General features: G+C 64.3%; 20 protein-coding genes. 9 read left to right on the forward strand and 11 right to left on the reverse strand.

Annotation, left to right across the window (positions count from 1 at the left end):
• Nucleotides 1–32 precede the first annotated feature (32 nt).
• Entirely contained in the window at nt 33–1,178 is a 1,146-nt protein-coding gene (locus tag ABDW57_RS00695; RefSeq protein ID WP_343728283.1) for an MFS transporter, read from the forward strand.
• Here ABDW57_RS00695 and ABDW57_RS00700 read toward each other — a convergent pair whose 3' ends face one another.
• Nucleotides 1,179–2,753 carry a tryptophan halogenase family protein gene (locus tag ABDW57_RS00700; protein WP_343728284.1) on the reverse strand — a complete coding sequence of 525 codons (1,575 nt, stop codon included), beginning with the start codon at nt 2,751–2,753 and terminating at the stop codon, nt 1,179–1,181.
• Nucleotides 2,754–2,990: 237 nt separating this feature from the next.
• On the opposite strand from ABDW57_RS00700, the gene ABDW57_RS00705 reads away from it, so the two are divergent.
• From ABDW57_RS00705 to ABDW57_RS00725, 5 genes are all read left to right on the forward strand, one after another.
• Nucleotides 2,991–5,450 carry a TonB-dependent receptor gene (locus tag ABDW57_RS00705; RefSeq protein ID WP_343728285.1) on the forward strand — a complete coding sequence of 820 codons (2,460 nt, stop codon included), beginning with the start codon at nt 2,991–2,993 and terminating at the stop codon, nt 5,448–5,450.
• 118 nt (nt 5,451–5,568) lie between these two features.
• The gene (locus ABDW57_RS00710; RefSeq protein ID WP_343728286.1) at nt 5,569–6,474 is read left to right on the forward strand and encodes an alpha/beta hydrolase; all 906 of its coding nucleotides are present in this window, start codon (nt 5,569–5,571) and stop codon (nt 6,472–6,474) included.
• A gap of 22 nt (nt 6,475–6,496) precedes the next feature.
• Nucleotides 6,497–7,309, forward strand: a complete 813-nt coding sequence (locus ABDW57_RS00715) for a transporter substrate-binding domain-containing protein (RefSeq protein WP_343728287.1) — start codon at nt 6,497–6,499, stop codon at nt 7,307–7,309.
• Between the two features lie 2 nt (nt 7,310–7,311).
• Nucleotides 7,312–8,439 carry a TMAO reductase system periplasmic protein TorT gene (torT, locus tag ABDW57_RS00720; RefSeq protein ID WP_343728288.1) on the forward strand — a complete coding sequence of 376 codons (1,128 nt, stop codon included), beginning with the start codon at nt 7,312–7,314 and terminating at the stop codon, nt 8,437–8,439.
• A 68-nt stretch (nt 8,440–8,507) separates the two neighbouring features.
• Nucleotides 8,508–8,741: a hypothetical protein gene (locus ABDW57_RS00725; protein ID WP_343728289.1), complete on the forward strand. Its 234-nt coding sequence runs from the start codon at nt 8,508–8,510 to the stop codon at nt 8,739–8,741.
• A gap of 5 nt (nt 8,742–8,746) precedes the next feature.
• Here the strand turns inward: ABDW57_RS00725 and ABDW57_RS00730 are convergent, their stop codons facing one another.
• Nucleotides 8,747–9,502 (reverse strand): LytTR family DNA-binding domain-containing protein, encoded by a 756-nt coding sequence (locus ABDW57_RS00730; protein ID WP_343728290.1) that lies wholly within the window; start codon nt 9,500–9,502, stop codon nt 8,747–8,749.
• Nucleotides 9,493–10,533: a histidine kinase gene (locus ABDW57_RS00735; protein WP_343728291.1), complete on the reverse strand. Its 1,041-nt coding sequence runs from the start codon at nt 10,531–10,533 to the stop codon at nt 9,493–9,495. The genes ABDW57_RS00730 and ABDW57_RS00735 overlap by 10 nt, the downstream gene beginning before the upstream one ends.
• A gap of 138 nt (nt 10,534–10,671) precedes the next feature.
• On the opposite strand from ABDW57_RS00735, the gene ABDW57_RS00740 reads away from it, so the two are divergent.
• Nucleotides 10,672–11,718, forward strand: coding sequence for an acyltransferase (locus ABDW57_RS00740; RefSeq protein ID WP_343728292.1), 1,047 nt, complete (start codon nt 10,672–10,674; stop codon nt 11,716–11,718).
• On the opposite strand, the gene ABDW57_RS00745 is transcribed toward ABDW57_RS00740, so the two are convergent.
• Nucleotides 11,684–12,967 carry an MFS transporter gene (locus ABDW57_RS00745; RefSeq protein WP_343729097.1) on the reverse strand — a complete coding sequence of 428 codons (1,284 nt, stop codon included), beginning with the start codon at nt 12,965–12,967 and terminating at the stop codon, nt 11,684–11,686. The two genes, ABDW57_RS00740 and ABDW57_RS00745, sit on opposite strands and share 35 nt — an antisense overlap.
• Nucleotides 12,968–13,165: 198 nt before the next feature.
• On the reverse strand, nt 13,166–14,506 hold the full coding sequence (locus ABDW57_RS00750; protein WP_343728293.1) for a GH1 family beta-glucosidase: 1,341 nt from the start codon (nt 14,504–14,506) through the stop codon (nt 13,166–13,168).
• 211 nt (nt 14,507–14,717) lie between these two features.
• On the opposite strand from ABDW57_RS00750, the gene trmB reads away from it, so the two are divergent.
• Nucleotides 14,718–15,398, forward strand: coding sequence for a tRNA (guanosine(46)-N7)-methyltransferase TrmB (gene trmB / locus ABDW57_RS00755; protein ID WP_343729098.1), 681 nt, complete (start codon nt 14,718–14,720; stop codon nt 15,396–15,398).
• Here the strand turns inward: trmB and ABDW57_RS00760 are convergent, their stop codons facing one another.
• The 4 genes from ABDW57_RS00760 to ABDW57_RS00775 are packed head-to-tail and all read right to left on the reverse strand — an operon-like array spanning nt 15,399 to nt 19,076.
• Nucleotides 15,399–15,851: a hypothetical protein gene (locus ABDW57_RS00760; protein ID WP_343728294.1), complete on the reverse strand. Its 453-nt coding sequence runs from the start codon at nt 15,849–15,851 to the stop codon at nt 15,399–15,401. It lies immediately after the preceding gene.
• Nucleotides 15,851–16,360, reverse strand: coding sequence for a hypothetical protein (locus ABDW57_RS00765; protein ID WP_343728295.1), 510 nt, complete (start codon nt 16,358–16,360; stop codon nt 15,851–15,853). Before ABDW57_RS00765 ends, ABDW57_RS00760 begins: the two co-directional genes overlap by 1 nt.
• Nucleotides 16,361–16,390: 30 nt before the next feature.
• Nucleotides 16,391–18,160, reverse strand: a complete 1,770-nt coding sequence (locus ABDW57_RS00770) for an amidohydrolase (RefSeq protein ID WP_343728296.1) — start codon at nt 18,158–18,160, stop codon at nt 16,391–16,393.
• Nucleotides 18,161–18,173: 13 nt separating this feature from the next.
• On the reverse strand, nt 18,174–19,076 hold the full coding sequence (locus tag ABDW57_RS00775; protein ID WP_343728297.1) for an EamA family transporter: 903 nt from the start codon (nt 19,074–19,076) through the stop codon (nt 18,174–18,176).
• Between the two features lie 104 nt (nt 19,077–19,180).
• Between ABDW57_RS00775 and ABDW57_RS00780 the strand changes: the two genes are divergently transcribed.
• Nucleotides 19,181–20,107, forward strand: coding sequence for an AraC family transcriptional regulator (locus tag ABDW57_RS00780; RefSeq protein ID WP_343728298.1), 927 nt, complete (start codon nt 19,181–19,183; stop codon nt 20,105–20,107).
• A gap of 197 nt (nt 20,108–20,304) precedes the next feature.
• Here the strand turns inward: ABDW57_RS00780 and recQ are convergent, their stop codons facing one another.
• Together recQ and ABDW57_RS00790 are read right to left on the reverse strand one after the other, a co-directional pair.
• Complete coding sequence (gene recQ, locus ABDW57_RS00785; protein ID WP_343728299.1) at nt 20,305–22,128, reverse strand: DNA helicase RecQ; 1,824 nt, start codon at nt 22,126–22,128, stop codon at nt 20,305–20,307.
• Nucleotides 22,129–22,156: 28 nt separating this feature from the next.
• The gene (locus ABDW57_RS00790; protein WP_343728300.1) at nt 22,157–22,996 is read right to left on the reverse strand and encodes an undecaprenyl-diphosphate phosphatase; all 840 of its coding nucleotides are present in this window, start codon (nt 22,994–22,996) and stop codon (nt 22,157–22,159) included.
• Between the last annotated feature and the right edge of the window lie 188 nt (nt 22,997–23,184).

The raw sequence follows: 23,184 nt of genomic DNA on the forward strand, positions 1-23,184 counted from the left end.
ATACTGTGGGCCTCATCCATGGAGACAAGCGCATGACCGGTGTCGGACCGCAGCAACGTTTATCTACCCGTCTGGTTTTTCTGGCCAATGGCCTGGCCATGGCGGCATGGGCGCCGCTGGTGCCGTTTGCCAAAGCGCGGCTGGCGTTGGGCGAGGCGGAACTGGGCTTGCTGCTGCTGTGCCTTGGCGGCGGCTCGCTGATGGCGATGCCGCTGACCGGCATGCTGACCGCGCGCTTCGGCTGCCGGCTGGTCATGCTGGTGTCCGGAACGCTGGTCTGCCTGTTCGTGCCGGGGCTGGCGTTTGCGCCAACGCCGCTGCTGCTGGGCGCCACGCTGTTTGCGGTGGGGGCGTCAATCGGCACCATGGACGTGGCGATGAATGTGCAGGCGGTGATCGTCGAGCGTGAAAGCGGCGGTTCGCTGATGTCGGGTTTCCATGGCCTGTTCAGCGCCGGCGGCTTTATCGGCGCCGGCCTGATGGCGCTGATGCTGTGGGGCGGGCTGACGCCGACCATGTCGGCCGTCGTGATCGTGCTGCTGGTGGCGGCCTTGCTGTTAATGGCGGCGCCGAATATGCTGCATGGCACCGATGGCCCGGCGCGCGAGGGGCCGCTGTTCGTGATGCCGCACGGCGCGGTGATCTTCATCGGCGCGCTGTGCTTCCTGTCCTTCCTGGCGGAGGGTGCGATCCTGGACTGGAGCGCGGTGCTGCTGAACACCGGGCAGGGCCTGGAGGCCAGCCGCGCCGGCATCGGCTATGCGGCATTCTCGGTGGCGATGACGCTGGGCCGCCTGACCGGCGACCGCGTGGTGCGCAAGCTGGGCGGCAAGCGTGTGCTGCTGCTGGGCGGCTTGTGCGGCGCGGCCGGTTTCTTCCTGTCGGTGCTGGCGCCGGGCGTGCCGCTGGCGCTGGCGGGCTTTGTGCTGGTGGGACTGGGCGCGTCGAACGTGGTGCCCATCCTGTTCACCGCGGCCGGCAATCAGCACGCGATGCCGGCCAGCCTGGCGATTGCGGCAGTGACCACGCTGGGTTACGCCGGCATCCTGGCCGGGCCGGCGCTGATCGGCTTCGTGGCGCATGCCACCAGTTTGAGCCTGGCCTTTGGCGGCCTGGGCTGCTTCATGCTGCTGATCGCCGCCAGCGCCAGACTGGGCGCGGCGAACAGGCCCGCATAATCAGGCGATCTTGCGTTCGGCGCGCTGCGTCAGGTATTGCACCATGGCGCGGTGGCTCGGCAAATCGGCCAGCGCGCGCTGCGACATTTGCTGGATCATGGCGAACTCCTTGCGCGCTTCTTCGGTGCGCGGCAGGGTTTTGCCGTTGGCGTACAGGTCGGTCGGATACTCCATCCCGTACAGCACATACTGCCAGCTCGATGGCGGGTACATTTCATAGTCCACCACGAAGTCCATGCGGTGCGGCGCGCGCTTGCGCCACATGGCCAGCTTCTCTTTCAATGTATCCGGAATGCTGGCCGCATCGGCGTTATCGATCCAGAACTGGTTGTCCTTGCGCTGCGTGAGGCAGTAGTGCAGCTTGACGAAATCGACGATGCGCTCGTAGCGCGCCTTCATCATCTCGTTGAACACCTTGGCCACTGGCTCGAAGTCGCCATCGTGCGGGAACAGATAGCTGACCAGATACGCCGCCGTTTCAATCAGGCCGATGCCGGACGATTCCAGCGGTTCCAGGAAGCCGCCTGACAAGCCCACCGCCACGCAGTTCCTGACCCAGTGCTGATCACGGTAGCCGACGTTCAGCTTGAGCTGGCGTGGATTGCGGCCTTCCGCCTCCTTGCCGATGTAGCGGCGCAGGATTTCCTCGGCGCGGCTGTCGTCGGTGTGGCGGCTCGAATACACATAGCCGATGCCGCGCCGCTCATGCAGGCCGATGTCCCAGGTCCATCCGGCCTCGTGCGCGCTGGCGATGGTGTAGGAGGGGATGGGCGCATCCGGCTGCTCATACGGCACCTGCATGGCCAGCGCACGGTCCACAAACAGCACGTCGTTGATGTTGCGGAAGGAGGTGCCCAGCGCCTCGCCGATCAGGGCCGCGCGGAAGCCGGTGCAGTCGATGTACAGGTCGGCCGTCAGCGCGCCTGCCTCCCTGGTGTGGACCGCGCCGATGGCGCCGTCCGCGTCCAGCGCCACCCGTTCCACCGTGGCCTGCACATGCTTCACGCCCAGCGATTGCGCGTGGGTGCAGAGCAGGGCGGCGAATTTGCCGGCGTCGAAGTGGTAGGCGTAGTTCAGCGGCCCCATGAAGTCGGCGTCGGCCGGGCGCTTGGGTGCGTGCGATGCGTCGGCCACGCGCTTTTGCATGGTGGCGGCAGCGGCAAACGCCACGTCCTTGCCGGCCGCGCCCTGCAGCCAGTAGGGCAGCAGTTCCGGGCCGCCCGGACGCTGGCTGGGCTGGCTGAACGGGTGGAAGTAGTGGTCGGCGCCCGGCTGGCCCGGTGCGCGCACCCAGTGGTTGAAGCGGATGCCCTGCTTGAAGGTGGCGGTGCATTCGCGGATGAAGCGTGCTTCATCGATGCCGATGGTGGCCAGGGTGCCGCGGATCGACGGGAAGGTGCCTTCGCCAACGCCGATGATGCCGATTTCTTTCGACTCCACCAGCGTGATGTTGACCGCATCGGCATCCGCGCCGGTGCCCAATTGTTTGGCCAAAAAGCAGGCCGTGAGCCAGCCGGCGGTGCCGCCGCCGACGATCAGGACGTTTTTAACGCCGTTTTTTGGTAACGTTTTCATACTATGAAGAGTCTCCGTAAGCAGGGCTCCGGCTAAAGGAAGAGGCCGGCGATACAACGCTGCAACAATTTTTAATTTGACATCGGTGATCGGAATTATGTACTATGAAATCGATTTCACAAATACAGAAAACGTTTTCAGAAAAATTGAAATCGTTTTCACAGAACTTGAAATCGTTTTCCACGATAAATGGTAGCACCGCCTCCCCCCTCGGCGATCGCTACGCAAAGGAGACTTATGAACGTCCACGTACCGCAGTCCGGGAAGCGCTTGCTGCTGTCCCCCATTTCTATGGCCATCCTCGCCCTGGTGGCCGGCACCAATGTAGCTCACGCAGAAGAAGCCCAGGCCGCCGCCGCTACGCCGGCCGCTGAACAGGCCACACCGGCGGAAGCCGGTAAAATCACCGAAGTGTTTGTTACCGCTACCAAGCGTACCACCTCGCTGCAGAAAACCCCGGTGGCGGTGACCGCGCTGAATTCGGCCGCACTGGATGACAACCACGTCCAGACCATTCAGGACGTGGTGAACCTGGTGCCGGGCTTCTCGGCCACCGGCCAGGGCGACCACGGCGTCATCACCATGACCCTGCGCGGCATCGGCAACGACTCGGCCAAGACCGAGTACGCCGACCCGGAAGTGGCGTCCTTCGTCGACGGCGTGTACTCGCCGCGTCCGGAAGGCGCGACCGCGCTGCTGTTCGACCTGGAAGCGATTGAAGTCCTGCGCGGCCCGCAAGGCACGCTGTGGGGCCGTAACTCCACCGTTGGCGCGGTCAACATGCAGACCGTGAAGCCGGAAATCGGCAGCAACGCCGGCAACTTCGAGCTGGGCTACGGCAACTACAACCGCCTGGGCGCACGCGGCGCTTTCAACATCCCGCTGAGCAACACCATGGCCATGCGCGTGTCGGTGGTGCATGAGCAGCACGACGGCTACGTCGACTACCAGGCGCCGGTGATTCCATCGCTGGTCGCCCAGCAGGCCGCCGCCGCGCCGGCGATCGCCGCCTGGAACGCCGCGCATCCGCTGAACCCGATCGGGTTCAAGCCGATCAATGAGAACAGCTACATCCGCAACGGCCAGAAGTACAACGCCCAGGACCAGAGCGCAGTGCGCGTCGGCTTCCTGTGGCAGCCATCGGCTGACCTGAAGTGGAACATCGCATACGAGCACTACATCGACCGCGGCACCCCGAACATGAACCTGCTGCAGCAGCAGCGTCCCGGCCAGGAATTCTGGTCGGCGCTGATCGACACCGCGCCCAACGTCAACCGTGATTCCAACTCGGTACGCAGCCGCGTCGACTACCAGATCAACAACGATGTGGCGCTGGCCTACATCGCCGGCTACTCGCGCTTCAACGGTTCCTCGACCTTCGACCAGGATGGCGGCGCCAATCCGGCCACCAGCTTCACCACCGTGGGCGGCCCGGGCAATGCCGGCTACCAGGCCAACAACACGGTCTGGTCCAAGTACACCAACTACAGCCATGAGCTGGAAATCATGTCGACCGGCAAGCGTGAAGTCGACTGGCTGCTGGGTCTGTACTACGCCAATGAAGACAACGGCATCCGCTTCGACATCCCGATCATGAACGGCACCGAGCTCGGCACCGTGAGCTGGCAGGGTTCCTTCATCCAGCCGAAGGAAACCGTGGATTCGAAAGCCGCCTTCGGCCAGGCCACCTGGAACGTCAGCGACCAGTGGCACCTGACCGGCGGCTTCCGCTACACCTCGGACAAGCGCGAGAACATCGGCGGTCTGGGCAACGGCTGGAGCAACTACGACACCGTGCCGCAAGTGCCGGTGAGCCCGTCGATGAACCCGCTGGTCCCTAGCGGCAACAACGGCTTCACCCCGTACTCGTTCAACAGCGGCAGCTACAGCGACAACAAGCTGACCGGTCTGGCGCGCGTGACCTACGACATCGACAAGAACAATATGGTGTTCGCCTCGGTATCGACCGGCTACAAGTCGGGCGGCCTGCAGGACGGCGGCCGTCCTTACGGTTCCGAGACGCTGACCAACTACGAGATCGGCTCGAAGTCGACCTTCCTGGGTGGCAAAGTCCGTATGAACAATTCGGCGTACTACTCGAAGTTCAAGGACTTCCAGTTCAGCGCGCCGGTCACCAATCCTGACGGCACCCGCGGCCTGGCCACCAACAACGCCGAAGGCGCGACGGTATGGGGCCTGGAAACCGAGATTGCCGCCAAGATCACGCCGGAAGACCGCGTGCAGTTCACCGCCGCCTACACCCATGCCGAGCTGAAGCACCTGATCGGCGGCAGTAACGACTACACGCTGCCAGCCTGCCCGATCGCCGGCATCAGCACCTGCCTGGATGTGACCGGCAACACCATGCCGCACGCGCCGAAGTTCAGCGCCCAGCTGCAGTACCAGCACAGCTTTGCGCTGGCCGACGGCACGCTGATCCCGCGCATCAGCACCCACTACGAAACGTCCAGCTGGCTGAGCGTGTTCAACCTGGGTGAGCCGGATCGCCAGAAAGCGTACAACCGTACCGACATCGGTCTGCGTTACGACGCCAACTCGAAGTGGTACTTCGACGCCTTCGTCCGCAACGTCGAAGACGGCAAGATCAAGACCAGCGCCATGAACGCCAACGGTCCGTGGCAGGCGCAGTACCTGCCGCCACGTACCTTCGGCATCAACGTGGGCCGCTCGTTCTAAGCAAAGAGTTTTTCATGTAGTCCAGTGTTGTCTGTGGTCTTACACCCCTCGCGCCTTCACCGGCCGAGGGGTTTTTTTTTATGCGATACTCTTGGCGACTGTTTTTGCCGAGGTGTCGATGCCTGTACTGACTTCTGTTCTTGCCGCCGCGCTGACCTGCGTGGAGCCGCCGCCCGATCCCGCCAATACCTATGATGCCGCGCATACCTATGACAAGCTGGTACGCGCATATCCGCAGATCCGCATTGCCGATGCGGCGCTGCCGGCCGGCGTGCGCCAGCTGGCGGACCAGGTGTATGCGCAGCATGGCGCGCGCTGCCTGAAACTCGACGCCTATCTGCCGGCCGGCGAACGGCTGCCGGTGGTGGTGTTGGTGCACGGCGGCGGCTGGAAGTCGGGCTATCGCTCGGAGTTCGTGCCGATGGCGCTGCGCCTGGCGCAGCAGGGTTTTGCCGCGGTGACGGTCAGCTATCGCCTGTCCGGCGAGGCGCGCTATCCGGCGGCGGTGCAGGACGTGCAGGCGGCGGTGCGCTGGGTGCGCGACCATGCGGCCGCGCTGCACATCGATCCCGAACGGGTGGCGCTGGCCGGCGGCTCGGCCGGCGGCCAGATCGCCGCGCTGGCCGGCGTGACCGGGGAAGGCGTGAAGGCGGTGATCAATATCGACGGGCTGTCCGACTTTACCAGCGAATTGGCGCTTAAGTACGAGGACGATCCGGACAAAAATCCCTCCGCCGCCGGGGCCTGGTTCGGCGGCCGCTATGCCGAGAAAACCGCGCTGTGGCGTGAAGCCTCGCCGATCCGCTATGTGCGTCCCGGCATGCCGGCCATGCTGTTCATCGGCAGCGGCCAGCCGCGCTTCTCGGCCGGGCGCGAGGAAATGATGGCCAGGATGACACAGGCCGGCGTGGCCAGTGACAAATTGCTGCTGCCCGACGCGCCGCATTCGTTCTGGCTGTTCGACCCCTGGCTGCAGCCGACGGTGGAAGCCAGCGTGGCATTCCTGCGTCAGCATTTGCGATAGCTCGTGCTAGTATGAAGCCACTATGCGAAAGATATCCTCTCTTCTGCTGCTGGCCGCCGTTGTAGGCGCAAGCGCGCCGCAGGCCGGCCATGCGGCGCAGAGAGTGGCGGTGGGCGCCAGTTTCAGCCGCATCTTCGAGCAGGGCGCCGACGGCCAGTGGCAGGGACTGGGCGTGGACGTGCTGCGCACGCTGGCGGCGCGCGCCGGCGACACCATCCTGTTCCAGCAGTACCCGTGGCCGCGCGCGCAGGCGATGGTGGAGCGGGCGCAGGCCGACATCCTGATTGGCCCCTACAAATCGCCGGAACGGCTGCTGCGCTTTGCCTTCCTCGACCAGGCGTTTTACCGCGACCGCATGGTGTTCTACACGCGCCGCGATACCGAGCTGCCGTGGCGCGGCGAACTGACGGCGCTGAAGTCGCGCCGCATCGCCGCCGTGCGCGGCTGGCATTATGGTGCGCAGTTCGATCTGGTGCGCCCGCAGCTGGATGTCAGCGAAGTGCCGCAACTGGAGAACGGCCTGCAGATGCTGGCCGTCGGCCGGGTCGACCTGCTGGCCTCCAATGAACGCAACAGCACCGGCCTGATCGACAGCCTGCACCTGGGCGAGTCGCTGACGGTGCTGTGCCCCGACATCGCGCAGCTGGATGGCTACCTGGCCTTCCCGCGCGATCCCAGATTCAGCGCGGTGCGCGACCGCTACAACGCCCTGTTCAACGAGATGGTGCGCTCGGGCGAACTGGCGCGGCTGGGCGCGCGCAACGGCGTGCTGGTGCCGTTGGGCGATAGCGCAGCGCGCACGCCGGCCGCGTGCGGCGACAAACACAGGCCCTGACCATGAAGAAGCTCATCCTTAGCTTGTCCCTGTTGGCAGCATGCTGCGCGTCCGCCCTGGCGCAGCAGACGGCCAGGTTTGCGCCGATTCCGGTGCAGTCGATCTTTCGCCCGCTGCAGCCCAACGGCACCGCCGATGACGCGCTGGCCAGCGGCCGCGTGGTGCCGGGCCACTACGCGCCGGCTGCGCACGCGAGCAAGCGCTGGCGCATTGCCTTCCTGTTCCCGCATCTGAAAGATCCTTACTGGAGCGGCTGCGCCTATGGTGTGATCAGCGAGGCGCGCAGGCTGGGCGTGGTGGCCGACATCCTGCCCGCCACCGGCTACGACGATCTGCAAGGCCAACTGCAAAAGATGGACGAGGCGATCGCCGCCAGGTACGACGCCATTGTGATTTCGCCGATCAGCATGACGGCCAATAACCACTCGATCGCGCGCGCCCGCGCGGCCGGCATCCCGGTGCTGGAGCTGGCCAACGACAGCCGCAGCGACGACCTGAATCTGAAGGTCACCACCTCGTTGCGCGCGATGGGGCTGGAGGCGACCCGCTGGGCGATCCGCGACGCCCAGCAACGCGGCCTGAAGTCGATCAATATCGCGCTGCTGCCAGGGCCGATGGGCGCCGGCTGGGTCAAGGGCGAGGTGGATGGCACCCGGATTGCCGCGCAGGAGGCGCCGATCGGGGTCAACATCCTCGACATCCGCTACGGCGACAGCGAGCGTGGCCTGCAAGCGCAGCTGACCGGGCGCATCCTGGCGCGGCATGGCCACCGCCTCCATTACATCCTCGGCTGCACCGGCTGCGCGCCGGCGGCGCTGGGACCACTGAAGGCGGCCGGGTTGGACGAGCGGGTGCGCGTGGTGGCCTACGATCTGACCAGCGAGATCGCCCATCTGGTGCGCAGCAAGGACATCGCGGCGGCCGCCGACACCAAGGGCGTCAGCCAGGCGCGGGTGGCCATCAACGCGGCCGTCAACCTGCTGGAGGGGCGCAGCAAGGAACTGCCGCATACCATCTTGATCAGGCTGGGCATGCTGGACCAGCAAAATCTCGCCAACTATCCTTTTGATACCTCGGTGGCGCCGGAGGGCTACAAGGTGGTGCTGTCGCACGACCCCGGCAAGGAATAAGCGTACCGTACGCCTGTCCGGGCCGATCTTGCGTTACCCTAGGCCGGTGTAACAAGGAGGAGTACGTCATGAAACCGGAGCACGACAGGCGCCAGCGGCCGCAAACGTCGGATACCGCTGGCTGGCATTCCTATGATTTTATCGTCCGTCAGGCGTTGCAGGTGCAGCGTGATGTCGGCACGCCCGGCGCGGTAGAGCTGTTGCAAAACATGGGGCTCAATCCGCAGGTGATCGCCCGCGTGCTGGCGCCCGAGCGCCGCGTGCGCGAGGAAGACTTGCGCTCCCTCACCGGCGAAGCCTGAGCTGATCACATACAGGCTTTGAGCTCGCGCACATAGCGCTCGCTGACGGCCAGTTGGGCGCCGCAGGCCAGCGCCAGTTGGTAGCGGCCGTCGCCCAGCGCCGACAAGCGGCGCAGCTGGTCGCGCCGCACGATCACGGTGCGGTGCACGCGCAGGAAGTCGGCCGGCGCCAGCAGCCGCTCCAGGCGGCTGAGCGGCATGCGGTGCAGCACCGTGCGCGCGGCCAGATGCAGTTCCACATAATTCCCCGCCGATTGCAGCCACAGGACGTCCGACACCCGGATCTGTTCGATATGCCCGACCGAGCGCACGCTGAGCACCTCGGCGTGGGCCGGCTGCGTGACGGCGGCGTAGTTGCGCAGCGCGTTGCGATAACCGTCGCCGTGGCGGTAGGCCAGCATGGCGGCAGCGCGCGTCACCGCCTGCGCCAGACGCTGGTCGTCGATGGGCTTGAGCAGATAGTCCAGCGCGTGCACTTCAAACGCATCCAGCGCGTGCGTGTTGTAGGCGGTGACGAAGATGATCAGCGGCGGCGCCGCCAGCCGGCTCAGTTCACGCGCCAGCGCCAGACCCGATTCATGTGGCATCTGGATATCGAGGAAAATCACCTCGGCCGGCGTGCTGGCCAGCGCAACGCGGGCGGCGGCCGCGCTGTCGCATTCCGCCAGCAGTTGCCAGTCCGGATGCGCGCTCAGCGCCAGGCGCAGGTTGGTGCGGCCGGGTGCCTCGTCATCGACGATGAGGTAGCGGATCAGTCCCATGGCAGCTGGATTTCCGCGTAAAAGCGCTGGCCGCGCCGCCCGGCGTGCAGCGCGGCCGATGGGCTGAATATCGTCAGCCGCTCGCGCGTGTTCTTCAATCCCAGCCCGGTGCCGGGATTGGCCGGGGCTTCGGCATTGACCGGATTGGAGACGGTAATGCGCAGCGTTTCGCCGTCGCGCGTGATCTGTACGCGGATATCGCTGCGGCCAGCGTGGCAATCGAGGTCGTGGCGCAGGGCGTTTTCGATCAGCGGTTGCAGCAGCAGCGGCGGGCACAGGGCTTCGTGCAGTTGCAGGTCATCGCAGTCAATCCGGATGTGCAGGCGCTCGCCGTAACGCAGGCGCTGCAAGTCGGTGTAGTCCTGCACGAATTGCAGCTCTTCGGCCAGCCGCACGGCATCGCGCAGGCTGGCCGACAGCGCGTAGCGCAGCAAGTCGCTCAGGCGGCTGATGCCTTGCAGCGATACCGCCTTGTCGCCATCGCGCACCAGGGCGCTGATGGCATTCAGCGCATTGAAGATGAAGTGCGGCTCCAGCTGTGCGCGCAGCGCCAGCATGCGCTGCTGCTCCAGTGCCAGCGACATCTCAAGCAAAGCCACTTCGCGCGTGCGCGCCAGCCGCCAGTTGCCGATGGCGACAATGATGGCGTAGGTGGCGCCGGTCATGAACCAGCTGAAGCGCCGCATGCGCAGGCGCGCCTGATACACGCTTTGCAGGTTGATGGCATCGGCGCCATTGCGCACCCAGTCCACATACAGCCATTGCAGCGGCTGAAACAGCACCATCACCACGATGAAGAAGCCGATCACATTGCGGCGCCGCTCAAACAGCGTCGGCCAGCGCAGCAAGGCAAGGCACAGGGCGGAGCTGAGCAGCATCATCGGCACATAGTCGATGCACCATTGCTGCCACAGGCGCAGGTAGCCGCTGGCGGTGGCCGCGCCATACGCGCCGACGGCGCTGATCGCGATCCACGCCAGCACGTTCAGCACCAGCATTCTGGCGGCGGCGTAGACCGGGGAAGTATTCATCGGCAGCGAGTATAGCAGGGGGCTTTGCGCGCTTTGGCGGTGTGCGTCACGCCGATTCCGGCTTTCGTCCCACCGCGCATGCCGCAGCCGCGCGGCGGCGGCAGAATTGCCGCTCTCACCCCTCACAGAAAGGAAATCATGACTTCGCGGATACATGGCCTGGACACCCTGCGCGCGCTGGCCATCGTGCTGGTGCTGATGTACCACTACGGCGTGGTGGCCGGCGGCAGCGACTTTGGTCAGGTGGGGCGCATCGGCTGGGCCGGCGTCGACCTGTTCTTTGTGCTGAGCGGCTACCTGATCGGCAATCAGATCGTGGCGCAACGTGCGCCCTTGGCCACCTTCTTTGGCCGCCGCCTGCTGCGCACCCTGCCCAACTACTACGTGGTGCTGGCGGCGTACTGGCTGTTTCCGGCAGCGCTGGGCGGCAGCGCCACCGCGCCGCTGTGGCGCTTCCTGACCTTCACGCAGAACTTCGGCCTGCAATACGGGCAGACCTTCACGCACTCATGGTCGCTGTGCATCGAGGAGCAGTTCTATTTGATTCTGCCGCTGGCCTTCCTGCTGCTGCGGCGTCCGCGCTGGGCGTGGCTGGCGCTGGCGCTGGCGGTGTGCGCCGCCATCGCCTTTCGCGCGCAGGCATGGAGCGACGGCCGCACGCCGTTTTCGCAGGAACTGTACTACTCCAGCTTTGCGCGCTTTGACGAATTGCTGCCCGGTGTGGCGATCGCCATGTTGAAGCACTACCACCAGCCCTTGTATGAGCGCATCCTGCGCCACGGCCGGCTGCTGCTGGCGGCGGGACTGGCGATGAGCGCCTGGCTGCTGGCGCATTTTGAAGATGAAACGCTGTTCATCACCGCGTTCGGCTTCACGCTGCTGTCGATGAGTTTTGGCCTGCTGGTGCTGGCGGCGCTGGGGCCGATGGGGCGTGTGCGCGTGCCCGGCGCGGCAAGCCTGGCGTTGTGGTCTTATGCGATCTATCTCGCGCACAAGCCGCTGTTCAAGGTGGTGTCGGAGGGGATGGGAATCGACAAGCATGGCGCGCCCGGCATCGCCGTGGTCATGCTGAGCGGGGTGGCGGGCGGCTGGCTGCTCTACCGTCTGGTCGAGCAGCCATGCATGCGCCTGCGGGCTGCCTGGTTCCCGCTTACTCCTTGTGGTGGAACGGTGCGAACCACGTAACCAGGAACGATGGAATGGTGGCGGCCATCACCAGCCAGAAGTAGTGCACATAGCCCAGCAGCTGTTGCAGGTGGCCGCTGACCACGCCGGTCACCATCATGCACAGCCCCATCAGGCCGGTGCCGAAGGCGTAGTGGGTGGTGGTGTATTTGCCCGGCGCCAGTTGCTGCATCAGGTAGATCATGAAGCCCACCGAGCCGAAGCCGAAGAAGAACTTCTCGATCGCCACGCCGGCGCAGATCACCACCAGGTTGGTCGGCTGGTAGATCGACATCAGCAGGAAGGTCACGTTCGGGATGTTGACCGCGCAGCACAGCAGGAACAGGGTCTTTTGCAGGCCGCGGCGCGCCACGAAGATACCGCCCAACAGGGAGCCGAGCAGCACGGCGATCAGGCCGTAGGTACCGTAGATCAGGCCCAGCATCTCGTTCGACAGGCCAAGGCCGCCCTGCGCCACCGGATCGACCATGAAGAACGGGCCGATTTTTTCCAGCAGGCCGATACTCAGGCGGAACACGAAGGCAAAGCCCACCATCAGCCAGACGTCGCGCTTCTGGAAGAAGGTGATGAAGGAATCCTTGAGGATGAAGGCCGCTTCGGCCACCGATTTCGGCGCATTCTCGGCCTTGGCGCCTTCCGGCATCACGCGCATATGCCACAGCGCGGCCAGGATGGTGATGCCGGCCACGATGAAGAAGATGATGCGCCACGAATCGATCCATTCCGGACCGAAGGTGCCGGCCTGGTGCTTGAAGTAATGGGTGTGCAGCCAGCCGCTCAGGTACACCATGCCGCCCGAAGCGACGATCGGGCCGATGTTCCAGCTCAGGCTCTGGATGCCGCAGAACAGCGACTGCGTCTTGCTGTCCAGCGCGGTGACGTAGACGCCGTCGGAGGCGATGTCCTGCGTGGCGCCGACCAGCGACAGCACGCCGAACAGGAACACCATGATGACCATGTAGTCCGGCAGCGACATCGCCAGCGCCACGCCGGCAAAGCCGACGCCGACGATCAGCTGCGCGGCCAGCACGAAGAACTTCTTGGTGCGGTACATTTCAACAAACGGTGCGAACAGCGGCTTGATGGTGTATGCCAGGATCAGGTAGCTGGCGTATTGCGCGGCCTGGCCGTTGTCCATGCCGAGGTTCTTGAACATGATGGACGTCACGCTGGTGAGCATCATGTAGGTCAGGGCCATGGCGAAGTAGCCGCTCGGCACCCACAGCATGGGCGTGCCGCGCGCGAACATGGCGCGCAACAGCGATGGCGGCGCCGCGCCCGGCGACTGCTGGTCTTGCGGCGGTTGTGGCTCGTTCTGCACGGTGGATTGCGCGGTGGTCATAGTGTCGTCCTCGTCGTTCTCGGTGGAGTGTAGCACCAGCTCTGCGGCCGGCTTGAACGGATGCCGCCGGCACGAAGGCCGGCGGCGGTACTACGGTTGCGTTGCTCAGGCGGCGTGCGCGGTCTTTTGCGGACGCTGTTGGATCAGATAGTCGCGATACCACAGCGCGCTGTGCTTCAGGGTGCGCTTCTGGGTGGCGTAGTCCACGTGGACGATGCCGAAACGCTTGGCGTAGCCGGAGTTCCACTCAAAGTTGTCCAGCAGCGACCACAGGAAGTAACCCTGGATGTTCACGCCCTGCAGGCGGGCGTCGTTCAAGGCCTTCAGGTGGCGCTTGACGAAATCGATGCGCGCTTCATCCGGCACTTCGCCGTTGATCACGGTGTCCGGATTGGCCATGCCGTTTTCAGTGATGTAGATCGGCGGCAGCTCGTAGGCGGCGTGCAGCTTGAGCAGCAGCTCGGTCAGGCCGTCCGGGTAGATTTCCCAGCCCATGTCGGTCTTGCCCAGCTTGCACTCCGGCTGGCGCGGCGGGGTTTCGGTCGAGCAGAAGGCGCGGAAGTAGTAGTTCACGCCCAGGAAGTCGATCTTCTGGTGGGCGATTGCCAGGTCGCCGTCCTGCACCACCGGCGCGTTGTCGCCGTGGACTTTCAGCGCGTACTCAGGATATTTGCCTTTGAAGATAGGGTCCATGAACCATTCGACCGAGCGCGAATATTCGAATTCAGCGGCGGCCTTGTCGGCGTCGCTGTCGGTGGCCGGATCGGCGGTCCACTGGTTCAGCACGATGCCCAGCTGGGCCGAGCTGCCGACCTTGCGCATGGCGGTCATGGCCAGGCCGTGCGACAGCACCAGGTGGTGCGACACCTGGATCGATTGCTTGAGGTCGGCCACGCCCGGCGCGAATTGCGCGTTGCCGTAGCCGAGGTTGGCGGTGCACCATGGCTCGTTGTGGGTTGCAATCGTTTTCACACGGTTGCCGAAGCGGCGTGCCACCTCGGCCGCGTACTCGGCAAAGTGGTAGGCGGTGTCACGGTTCAGCCAGCCGCCTTCATCCTGCAGGCCTTGCGGCAGATCCCAGTGATACAGGGTGATGTGGGCGGCGATGCCCTTGGCTTCCAGTTCCTTCAGCAGACGGTCGTAGAAGTCCCAGCCGGCCTCGTTCCAGGCGCCTTTGCCTTGCGGCTGCACGCGCGACCAGGCCATCGAGAAGCGGTAGGCATCCACGCCCAGGCTGGCCATGATGGCCACGTCTTCCGGGTAGCGGTGGTAGTGGTCGCAGGCGACGTCGCCGTTGGTGCCGTCGATGACTTTGCCCGGCGTGTGGCTGAAGGTGTCCCAGATCGACGGGCCTTTGCCGTCGGCGCTGGCGCCGCCTTCAATTTGGAATGCGCTGGTGGCGACGCCCCAAGTGAACGAGGGTGGGAATTGCGTGAAATCGGTCATTTTTTTAATAAGTTTGTCAGGATCGTTGGGAGGGCATTGCTACGTTTGAAAACGATTTCACGCCTCAGGTGACGATTAGACCTCAACTGTCTGCGAGTGTCAATCGATTTGGAAAAACCACAGGTTAAGCCTGATATAATGCCGCCTCAAATAATTTATGACGATTCTGCCCATGTCTTCCGATACGCCCAAAGACGGCCCAGCGCGGCCGATGCTGTACGACCCGACCGAACACCGCATCCGCAGTTTCGTGACCCGTGCCGGCCGCCTGTCGACGGCGCAGGCGCGTTCGCTGGAAGAGCTGGGACCGAAGTTCCTGATCGAGTACAGCAAGGCGCCGCTGGACTATGAGCAGGCGTTCGGGCGCAAGGCGCCGGTGGTGCTGGAAATCGGCTTTGGCATGGGCGGCACCACGGCGCACATCGCCGGCGTGATGCCGGAGAAGGACTTCATCGGCGTGGAAGTGCATACGCCGGGGGTGGGCAGCCTGCTCAAGCTGATCAACGAGCAGGGGCTGACCAATCTGAAGGCGATCCAGCACGATGCGGTGGAGGTGCTGAACTTCATGATCCCGGACGGTTCGCTGCATGGCGTGCATATCTACTTCCCTGACCCATGGCACAAGGCGCGCCACAACAAGCGCCGTCTGATCCAGGCGCCGTTTGTGCAGCAGCTGGTGCAGAAGCTGGAAAAGGGCGGTTACATCCACCTGGCCACCGACTGGGAAGATTATGCGGTGCAGATGCTGGAAGTCCTGAGTGCGGAAGAGGGCCTGCAGAACACCGCCGACGGCTATGCGCCGCAACCGGCTTATCGTCCGCTGACCAAGTTTGAGAACCGCGGCCTGAAGCTGGGACACGGCGTGTGGGATCTGGTGTTCACCAGGAAGTAATCATTTGAGCAGCGCCGCATTCAGGCGCTGCATCGTCTCATCCGGCGTCGCCCTGGTGCACCACAGGCGGCGCTCATCGTAGATTTTTTCCGATAGTTTGCCCTTGCCGTCGCGTCCCGGCAGATCCACCCACGCCAGCATGCAGGCCGGCGCCGCGTTCTTCTGCAGGATGATCAACTGCTGTTTGGCCGGCGTGCTGCGCAGACGATAGGGAATGCGCGCAGCGGCAAGCGCTCCGGTCACCCTGGCGATGGCGGGTCCTTGCGCCATGCCGCGCTCGGTGTAGTGATGCGGCGGGCGTTCGTTGTAGTGCACAATCAGCGGCGCAACGGCAGCTTGCTGCGCGCCGCCGGGCGCTGGCGCGGCCTCATCGGCGGAAGCGGCAGCCCACGGCGACGCGGCGGTGAGCGCGGCGGCGGTCAACGCTGCGGCTTGGCGGACCAGGCACGCCATCATTTCTCCAGCGGCTCCACGTCCAGCACCACCACATACTGCAGGCGCTTGCCTTCCCACAGCGCGCCGCCGCGCACTTGCGCATCGCAGGTGCTGAGCTGCCCCTTGGCTTCCCTCTTGCGCAGCAGTTCGCGCAGCTGGAGCGCCGCCTTGGGCGACAGGTAGCCCACCATGCGGCCTTCGATAAACACCGCCACGGCGGCATTCTCGTAAGCGTTGTGATCATCCGGCATCAGCGTCGCCACATACTGCGTGGCGGCTGCCTGGTCGCCATGCTCGCCCGCCAGCGCTTGCAGCGCCGGCTGATAACGCGACTCCGTCATCACCTCCACCATGAAACGGCCACCGTCCGACCAGTGCACCGCAGGCGCAGTGTCCGGCAGCCTGGGCTCATACGGCACGCCGGTGGGCAGCGGCAATGGCTTGGGCTTGTTCGGATTGGTCTTGATGATCGCGTACACCACGGCTGCCGTGGCGATGATGATCAACAGGGAAATGGCGAATGTCATGGCGCGTCTTATTACACAAAGGCCGCTATCTTACCGCATGCCTTTCGACTGATAGACGATTTTCCCGCCCACCATGGTCTGCAGCACCTTGATGTTGGCGATATCCTCGGCCGGTATCGTGAAGAAGTTACGGTCAAGGACAATCAGGTCCGCCAGCTTGCCCACTTCCAGCGAACCGGTGAGCGTCTCCTGGCGCAGCGTGTAGGCCGCGTTGAGCGTGATCGCGCGCAGGGCGGCGGCGCGCGGCAGGCCGGGTTGATCGGTCAGCCGGCCTTGGTACTCCTTGCCGGCGCTCGGTGCGGCGGTGCGGGTCACGCCCACTTTCAGCGCGAACCATTCATCCAGCGGATCGACCGGCCAATCGCTGCCATACGCGATGCGCGCGCCGGCATCGAGCAGCAGCGCCTGCGGCTCCACCAGCGCGTAACGCTTCGGCCCCATGTAATCCTTCAGCGCGCCGACCGTGTCCGGCGCCGGCTTGGCCCACTGGAAGGACAGCACCGGCGTCACATCCAGCCTGGCGAAGCGCGCGTAATCTTCCGGCGCGACGATTTCATCATGCGCCAGCGCGGGCCGCATGCGCTTGCCCTCCGGTGTGGCGCGGACATCTTCGATGGCGTCCAGCGTTTCGCGCACGGCACGGTCGCCGTCGACGTGCACGTGCGGATCGATATGAGCGCGCGCCAGCTCCTTCAAGGTCGCGCGCAGCGACTCGGCCGAAAAATAGCTGGCCGGCCCATTGTGCGGGCCGGGTTGCCAGTCCGGCTTCTCCGGCGTGCCCTTGTTGACGAGGTAAGGCTCGATCATGGCGCCGGTGAAGGCCGGCGCCGAGATCACGCCATCCATGAACAGCTTGGCGTGGCGCACCTGCATCGACGGCGCCACTTTGGTCGGGCCTTGGTCGAACTGCTTCTGCTGCTTGAGCAAATCCGCTACCGCGCTTTGCGGCGTTGCCCCCTTGTCCAGATCGATCAGCACCGCGAAATGCGCGCGCGCCGTCAGCTTGCCCTGCTTTTGCAGATCGGTGAAGGCAGTCATTGTTTCCGGATCAGTGTAGGCATCGAGGAAGGTAGTGATGCCTTGCTGGCGCATGGCCGCCAGCGCCGCCTTGGACGCGGCCAGATTCTCCGCCACCGTCAGCGGCGGCAGCAGATTCATGGCCAGGTCCTGCGCGGCGTCTTCCAGCAGGCCGGTGGCGTTGCCTTGCGCATCGCGCGTGATGATGCCGCCCGGTGGGTTTGGCGTGTCGCGTTCGATCTTCGCCAGTCGGATGCCCTTGGAGTTCAGCAGCGCCGAGTGGCCGAACGAGGAGCGCACGATGATCGGGCGCTCGGTCTTCAGCGCATCCAGCATGGCGGCCGTGGTTTCCACGCCATCCGGCTGCATCCCCTGCTGGAACCAGTTCACCACGATCAGCCAGCCGGACTTCTTGTCGTTGTCGAGACAAGCCTGGATGCGCGACTGGAACTGCGCCACCGTCAGCGACTCGTAATTCAGGCTGCAGTTGAGCAGGCGGCTGCCGCCCGACTGCGGATGCATATGGCCGTCGATCAGGCCGGGCATCAGCATGCGGCCCTGCAGGTCGATCACCTCGGTCTTCTTGCCGGTGAGCGCCTTCACGCCAGCGTTATCGCCAACATAAACGATGCGGCCGCCGCGCACGGCCAGCGCCTGCTGCACGCTGTCCCTTGCGTCCACGGTGTAGATGTAGCCGTTGCGGTAGACCGTGTCGGCCGGCTTGTCGGCGGCGTGGGCGGAAAGGCTCAGGGCCAGTGCGGCGAAAAGGCCGATACGGTTCATGCGATCTCCTGGTCTATGCGGCTCCCATCAGTTTGGCGCGCAGGGACGGCGGCAGAAACGCCAGCAGATTCCCCGCCAGTACCAGCGCCAGCCCGCACAGGGCCGGCGGTGTCCAATGGTAGCCTTCGTAAATGGTCGAAATGGTCAGCGCTACGATGGGGAATAATACCGTGGAATAGGCCGCGCGGTCAGGCCCGATGCGGCCGACCAGCATCAGGTAAGCGGTAAAGCCGATCACCGAGCCGGGGATGGCGAGATAGAGCAGGGCGCCGAGATAACGCGGCGCGGGATCGATGGTGAACGGCATGCCCATGGCCAGCGCCGCCACGCCCAGCGTGGTGGAGCCGATCAGCATGGCCCAGCTGTTGGTCAGCCAAGGCGTCAGGCCCAGCTGCATGGACTGCATGCGGCTGGACAGCAGATTCCCGCACGAGAAGCACAACGTGCCGCCCAGCGTCAGCGCGAGGCCGAGCAGCGTATGGCTGTCGTGCCAGTGGCCGGCCATCTGCGGCGCGAACAGCAGCACGATGCCGCCGAGGCCCAGCAGGGCGCCCAGCATCACCTGCGGCTTGATAGGACGGCCGAGGAAGATGCGGCCGTTGATGGCGTTCCATAGCGGCGCGGTGGAAAACACCACCGCTTCCAGTCCGCTGGTGACCCACTGGCTGGCGTAATAGAAGCACAGGAAATTCAGGCAAAACAGCGCGATCCCTTGTGCGAACAGATAAGGCCATGCCTGGCGCGGCGGCCACCATTGGCGGCGCGTGAGCAGCAGGCCGGCGAACAGCAAGGCGGCGGCAATCCAGAAGCGGTAAGCGATCGACACCGGCGCTGGCACCACGCCCAGTTGAAAAGTAATGGCGATCCAGGTCGTGCCCCAGATCAGGACTGTGAGGAGGTAGAGGAAGATATTCATAGTGTCGCCAGCATGACGGCCGCACGGCGTGGCGACTTGTCTGAAATTGCGCATATCGCGGCAGGGGCCGGCGCGGTGCGGGCGCTGCGTGCTAGACTTTCTCCATGTCTTCCCGTGCCCACAACCTGCCCGCGACCTTGCTGTCCGCCTTGCCGGACGGGCAACTGTCGCATTCCGTGTTCAAGACCATGTCGGAGACCGAGGCGCAACTGGAGCGCTTTGTCTGGCTGGGCGATGAACTGGCATTGGCGATCTGGCGGCGCGACACGCCGGTGGCGGAGACCAGCTACAACCAGCCGGGCCACCACACGCTGTCCTACTACCTGGACGGCGGCCATCGGACCGAGCGTCTTTCGCTGCCGGGATTGTACGGTGCGCCGAAACGCTTGTGCACTTTGCCGGACTGGCACGAGTCCTCATGGACGGTACGCGGCCAAATGCACTTCATGCACATCTACTTCCTGCCGCAGCACTTCACCCGGCGCGCGGTGGTGGAACTGGACCGCGAACCGCGCGAACTGACCCTGGCCGACCGCACCTACTTTGAGCATGAACGCATCGCCCACCTGTGTGCGGCCCTGGCCAGGATGCCGTGGGACGGACCGGACGCGCAATTGCGTGCCAACGAAGTCACGCACGAGGCGCTGAGCCACCTGCTGCTGGCGCAATCGGCGCCGCTGCAGCAGGCGCGCGTGCGCGGCGGCCTGGCGCCGGTGGTGCGGCGGCGGCTGGCCGACTACATTGAGGCGAACCTGGGGCACAGCATCACGCTGGGCGTGCTGGCGGCGCTGGCCAACCTGTCGGAGTTCCACCTGGTGCGGATGTTCAAAGTCTCATTCGGCATGTCGCCGTCGGCCTGGATCGCCGCGCGCCGCATCGAGCACGCGCGCGTGCTGCTGAAATCCACCGACCAGCCCTTGCAGCAAATTGCCGACGCCTGCGGCTATGCCGACCTGAGCCACTTCAGCCATCGCTTCCGGGCCGCCCTCGGCGCCGCCCCCAGCCGCTACCGCAGCATCGTCACCGCCTGAATTCGGGGTCAGCTCTGACATTTGGACATCCGGTTGCCACAATTGATATTTCTCAAAACCGGGTTAATCAAAACTGATACGCAAATGCCTGCTGCTTTTGCATTTCATGTTTGGGTTTCTGGGGGAGCGTATTGAGATTTCTCAAGCATCCTGCTCGCCTGTCCGAATGTCAGAGCTGACCCCGAATCACGCAGTGCTTAATCTTCCATCTCGTTGATCAGGTTGACGATTTCGTCGCCGTAGGAGGCGAGTTTTTTCTCGCCGACGCCGGAGATGCCGCGCAGGTCGTCCAGCGCCGTCGGGCGGGCTTTGGCGATTTCGCGCAGGGTGGCATCGTTGAAGATGATGTAGGCCGCTACATTGTGTTCGCGCGCGGTGCCCATGCGCCACGAGCGCAGGCGGTCGAAGATTTTTTGCTCGTGCGCCGACAGGTCGCTTTCCACATATCCCTTGGCGGCACGGCTCGGCTTCTGCTTGACCGGTTTCTGGTACTGGCGCAGCTGTACTTTCTGCCCGCCCTTGAGCACCGGGCGCGCGGCATCGGTCAGCTTCAGTGAGCTGAATTGCTCGTGGTCGACCGTCAGCAGCCCCAGCGCGATCACTTGCCGCAGGATGGCGCGCCATTCCTGCTCGCTGCGGTCGGCGCCGATGCCGAACACCGACAGCGAGTCGTGGTGCCAGGTCTTGATCCGTTCCGTCTCCTGCCCGCGCAGCACGTCGATCACGTGGCCGGCCGCGAAGCGCTGGTCGACCCGGTACACGGCCGACAGCAGTTTCTGCACCGGCACCGTGCCGTCGAAGGATACCGGCGGGATCAGGCAGGTGTCGCAATTGCCGCAGGGACCAGCTTTCTCACCGAAGTAGTCGAGCAGGCGCACGCGCCGGCAGCTTAACGTTTCGCACAAGCCCAGCATGGCATCGAGCTTGTTGCCCAGCACGCGCTTGAAGGTTTCGTCGGCTTCGGATTCGTCGATCATGCGCCGCTGCAGCACCACGTCCTGCAGGCCGTAGGCCATCCAGGCGCTGGACGGTTCGCCATCGCGGCCGGCGCGCCCGGTCTCCTGGTAGTAGCCTTCGATGCTCTTGGGCAGGTCCAGGTGGCAGACGAAGCGTACGTTGGGTTTGTCGATGCCCATGCCGAAGGCGATGGTGGCGCACATGACGATGTTCTCTTCGCGCAGGAAGCGCGCCTGGTTGGCCGCGCGCACCGTGTGCTCCATGCCGGCGTGGTAGGCCAGTGCGCGCACGCCGTTCTCGTTCAGGAATTCGGCCGTTTCTTCCACCTTCTTGCGCGACAGGCAGTAGACGATGCCGCAGTCGCCGCCGTGTTCGGTTGTGATGAAATCCAGCAGCTGTTTGCGGCCGTTGGCTTTCTCGACGATCTGGTAGCGGATGTTGGGCCGGTCGAACGAGGATACGAATTGCGCCGCGTCGTCCAGCTGCAGGCGGTGCACGATTTCGGCGCGCGTCTGCGGATCGGCGGTGGCGGTCAGCGCGATGCGCGGGACATTGGGGAACTGCTCGTGCAGCACCGACAGCTTGATGTACTCGGGCCGGAAGTCGTGCCCCCATTGCGATACGCAGTGCGCTTCGTCGATGGCGAACAGCGAGATTTTCGAATCCTGGAACAGGTTCAGGCAGCGGTCGGTCATCAGGCGCTCGGGCGCCACATAGACCAGGTCCAGCTGGTTGGTGCGCACCAGCCGCTCGATGCGGCTGGCTTCTTCGTAGGACTGGGTGGAGTTCAGGAAGGCCGCGCGCACGCCGACTTCTTCCAGCGCGTCGACCTGGTCCTGCATCAGCGCGATCAGCGGCGATACCACCACGCCGACGCCGTCGCGCAGCAGGGCCGGGATCTGGTAGCACAGCGATTTGCCGCCCCCGGTGGGCATCAGGACCAGCGCGTCGCCGCCGCCCGCCACATGGCTGACGATGTCTCCCTGCTGGCCGCGGAAGGCTGGGTAGCCGAAGACGGTTTGCAGCAAGTGGAGGGCGCGTTCGTTATTTTCCTGATGACTCATGATGCTACTGCAACTACTTTAAAAAGATTTAGTCCTTCCAGACGATCACGCCAGTGTAACCTGTGATGAGCACCAGCAGGCCAAAAGCGATGCGATACCAGGCAAAAATCGTGAAAGTATGGGAGGCAACGTAGCGCAGCAGCCAGCGCACGCAGAAGAATGCCGAGATAAATGCCGAGACGGTGCCGATGGTGAACATCGGCAGGTCTGACGCCGCCAGCAGGTCGCGCGCCTTGAACAGCGAGTAGGCGGAGGCGATCAGCAGGGTGGGTATGCCCAGCAGGAAGGAAAACTCGGTGGCGGCCTGGCGCGAGAAGCCGAACATCATGCCGCCAATGATGGTGGAGCCGGAGCGGCTGGTGCCTGGAATCAGCGCAAAGGCCTGGGCGATGCCCATTTTTAAGGCATCCAGCGGGGTCATGTCGTCGACTGAATGGACGCGCACCGAGACCGGATTGGCAGCCACGTGGCGTTCGACGATCAGGATGATGATGCCGCCGACGATCAGCGCCAGGGCCACCGGCACCGGCTTGAACAGGTGTTCCTTCAGCATGTTGCCCAGCGCCAGGCCGAGGATGGCCAGAGGCAGGAAGGCGATGGCGATATTCAAGGCAAAGCGTTGCTGCTTGCGGTCGGTGGTCAGTCCGGTGGTGACTTTGGCGATGCGGGCGCGGTATTCCCAGCAGACGGCAAAGATGGCGCCGGCCTGGATCACAATTTCAAATACATTAATTTTTTCTTCCATGCCCTGGAAGCCCAGCAGGTGCTCGGTGAGGATCAGGTGGCCGGTGGAGGAAATCGGCAAAAATTCCGTCAAACCTTCGACCAGGCCCATGATGAGGGCTTTCAGCGCGAGAACAATATCCATGAAATTAAGTACTTACAGGTGGAAGTTGGAAAAAAAGTGTGCAGCGAGGAGGGTGCCGGGGTCGAAGCTTACCATGTCCGAGTTAACATTTTGTGAATCTCACTCAACGGTAATCTGGGTGGCGGCCATGGCAAGGACTATTTGGCAGAGCTTTGCATTTTGTCATGTGGTTTGTGCGCTGTCGGCCG

It is taken from the genome of Duganella sp. (assembly GCF_039595735.1).
Taxonomy (GTDB): domain Bacteria; phylum Pseudomonadota; class Gammaproteobacteria; order Burkholderiales; family Burkholderiaceae_D; genus Rugamonas.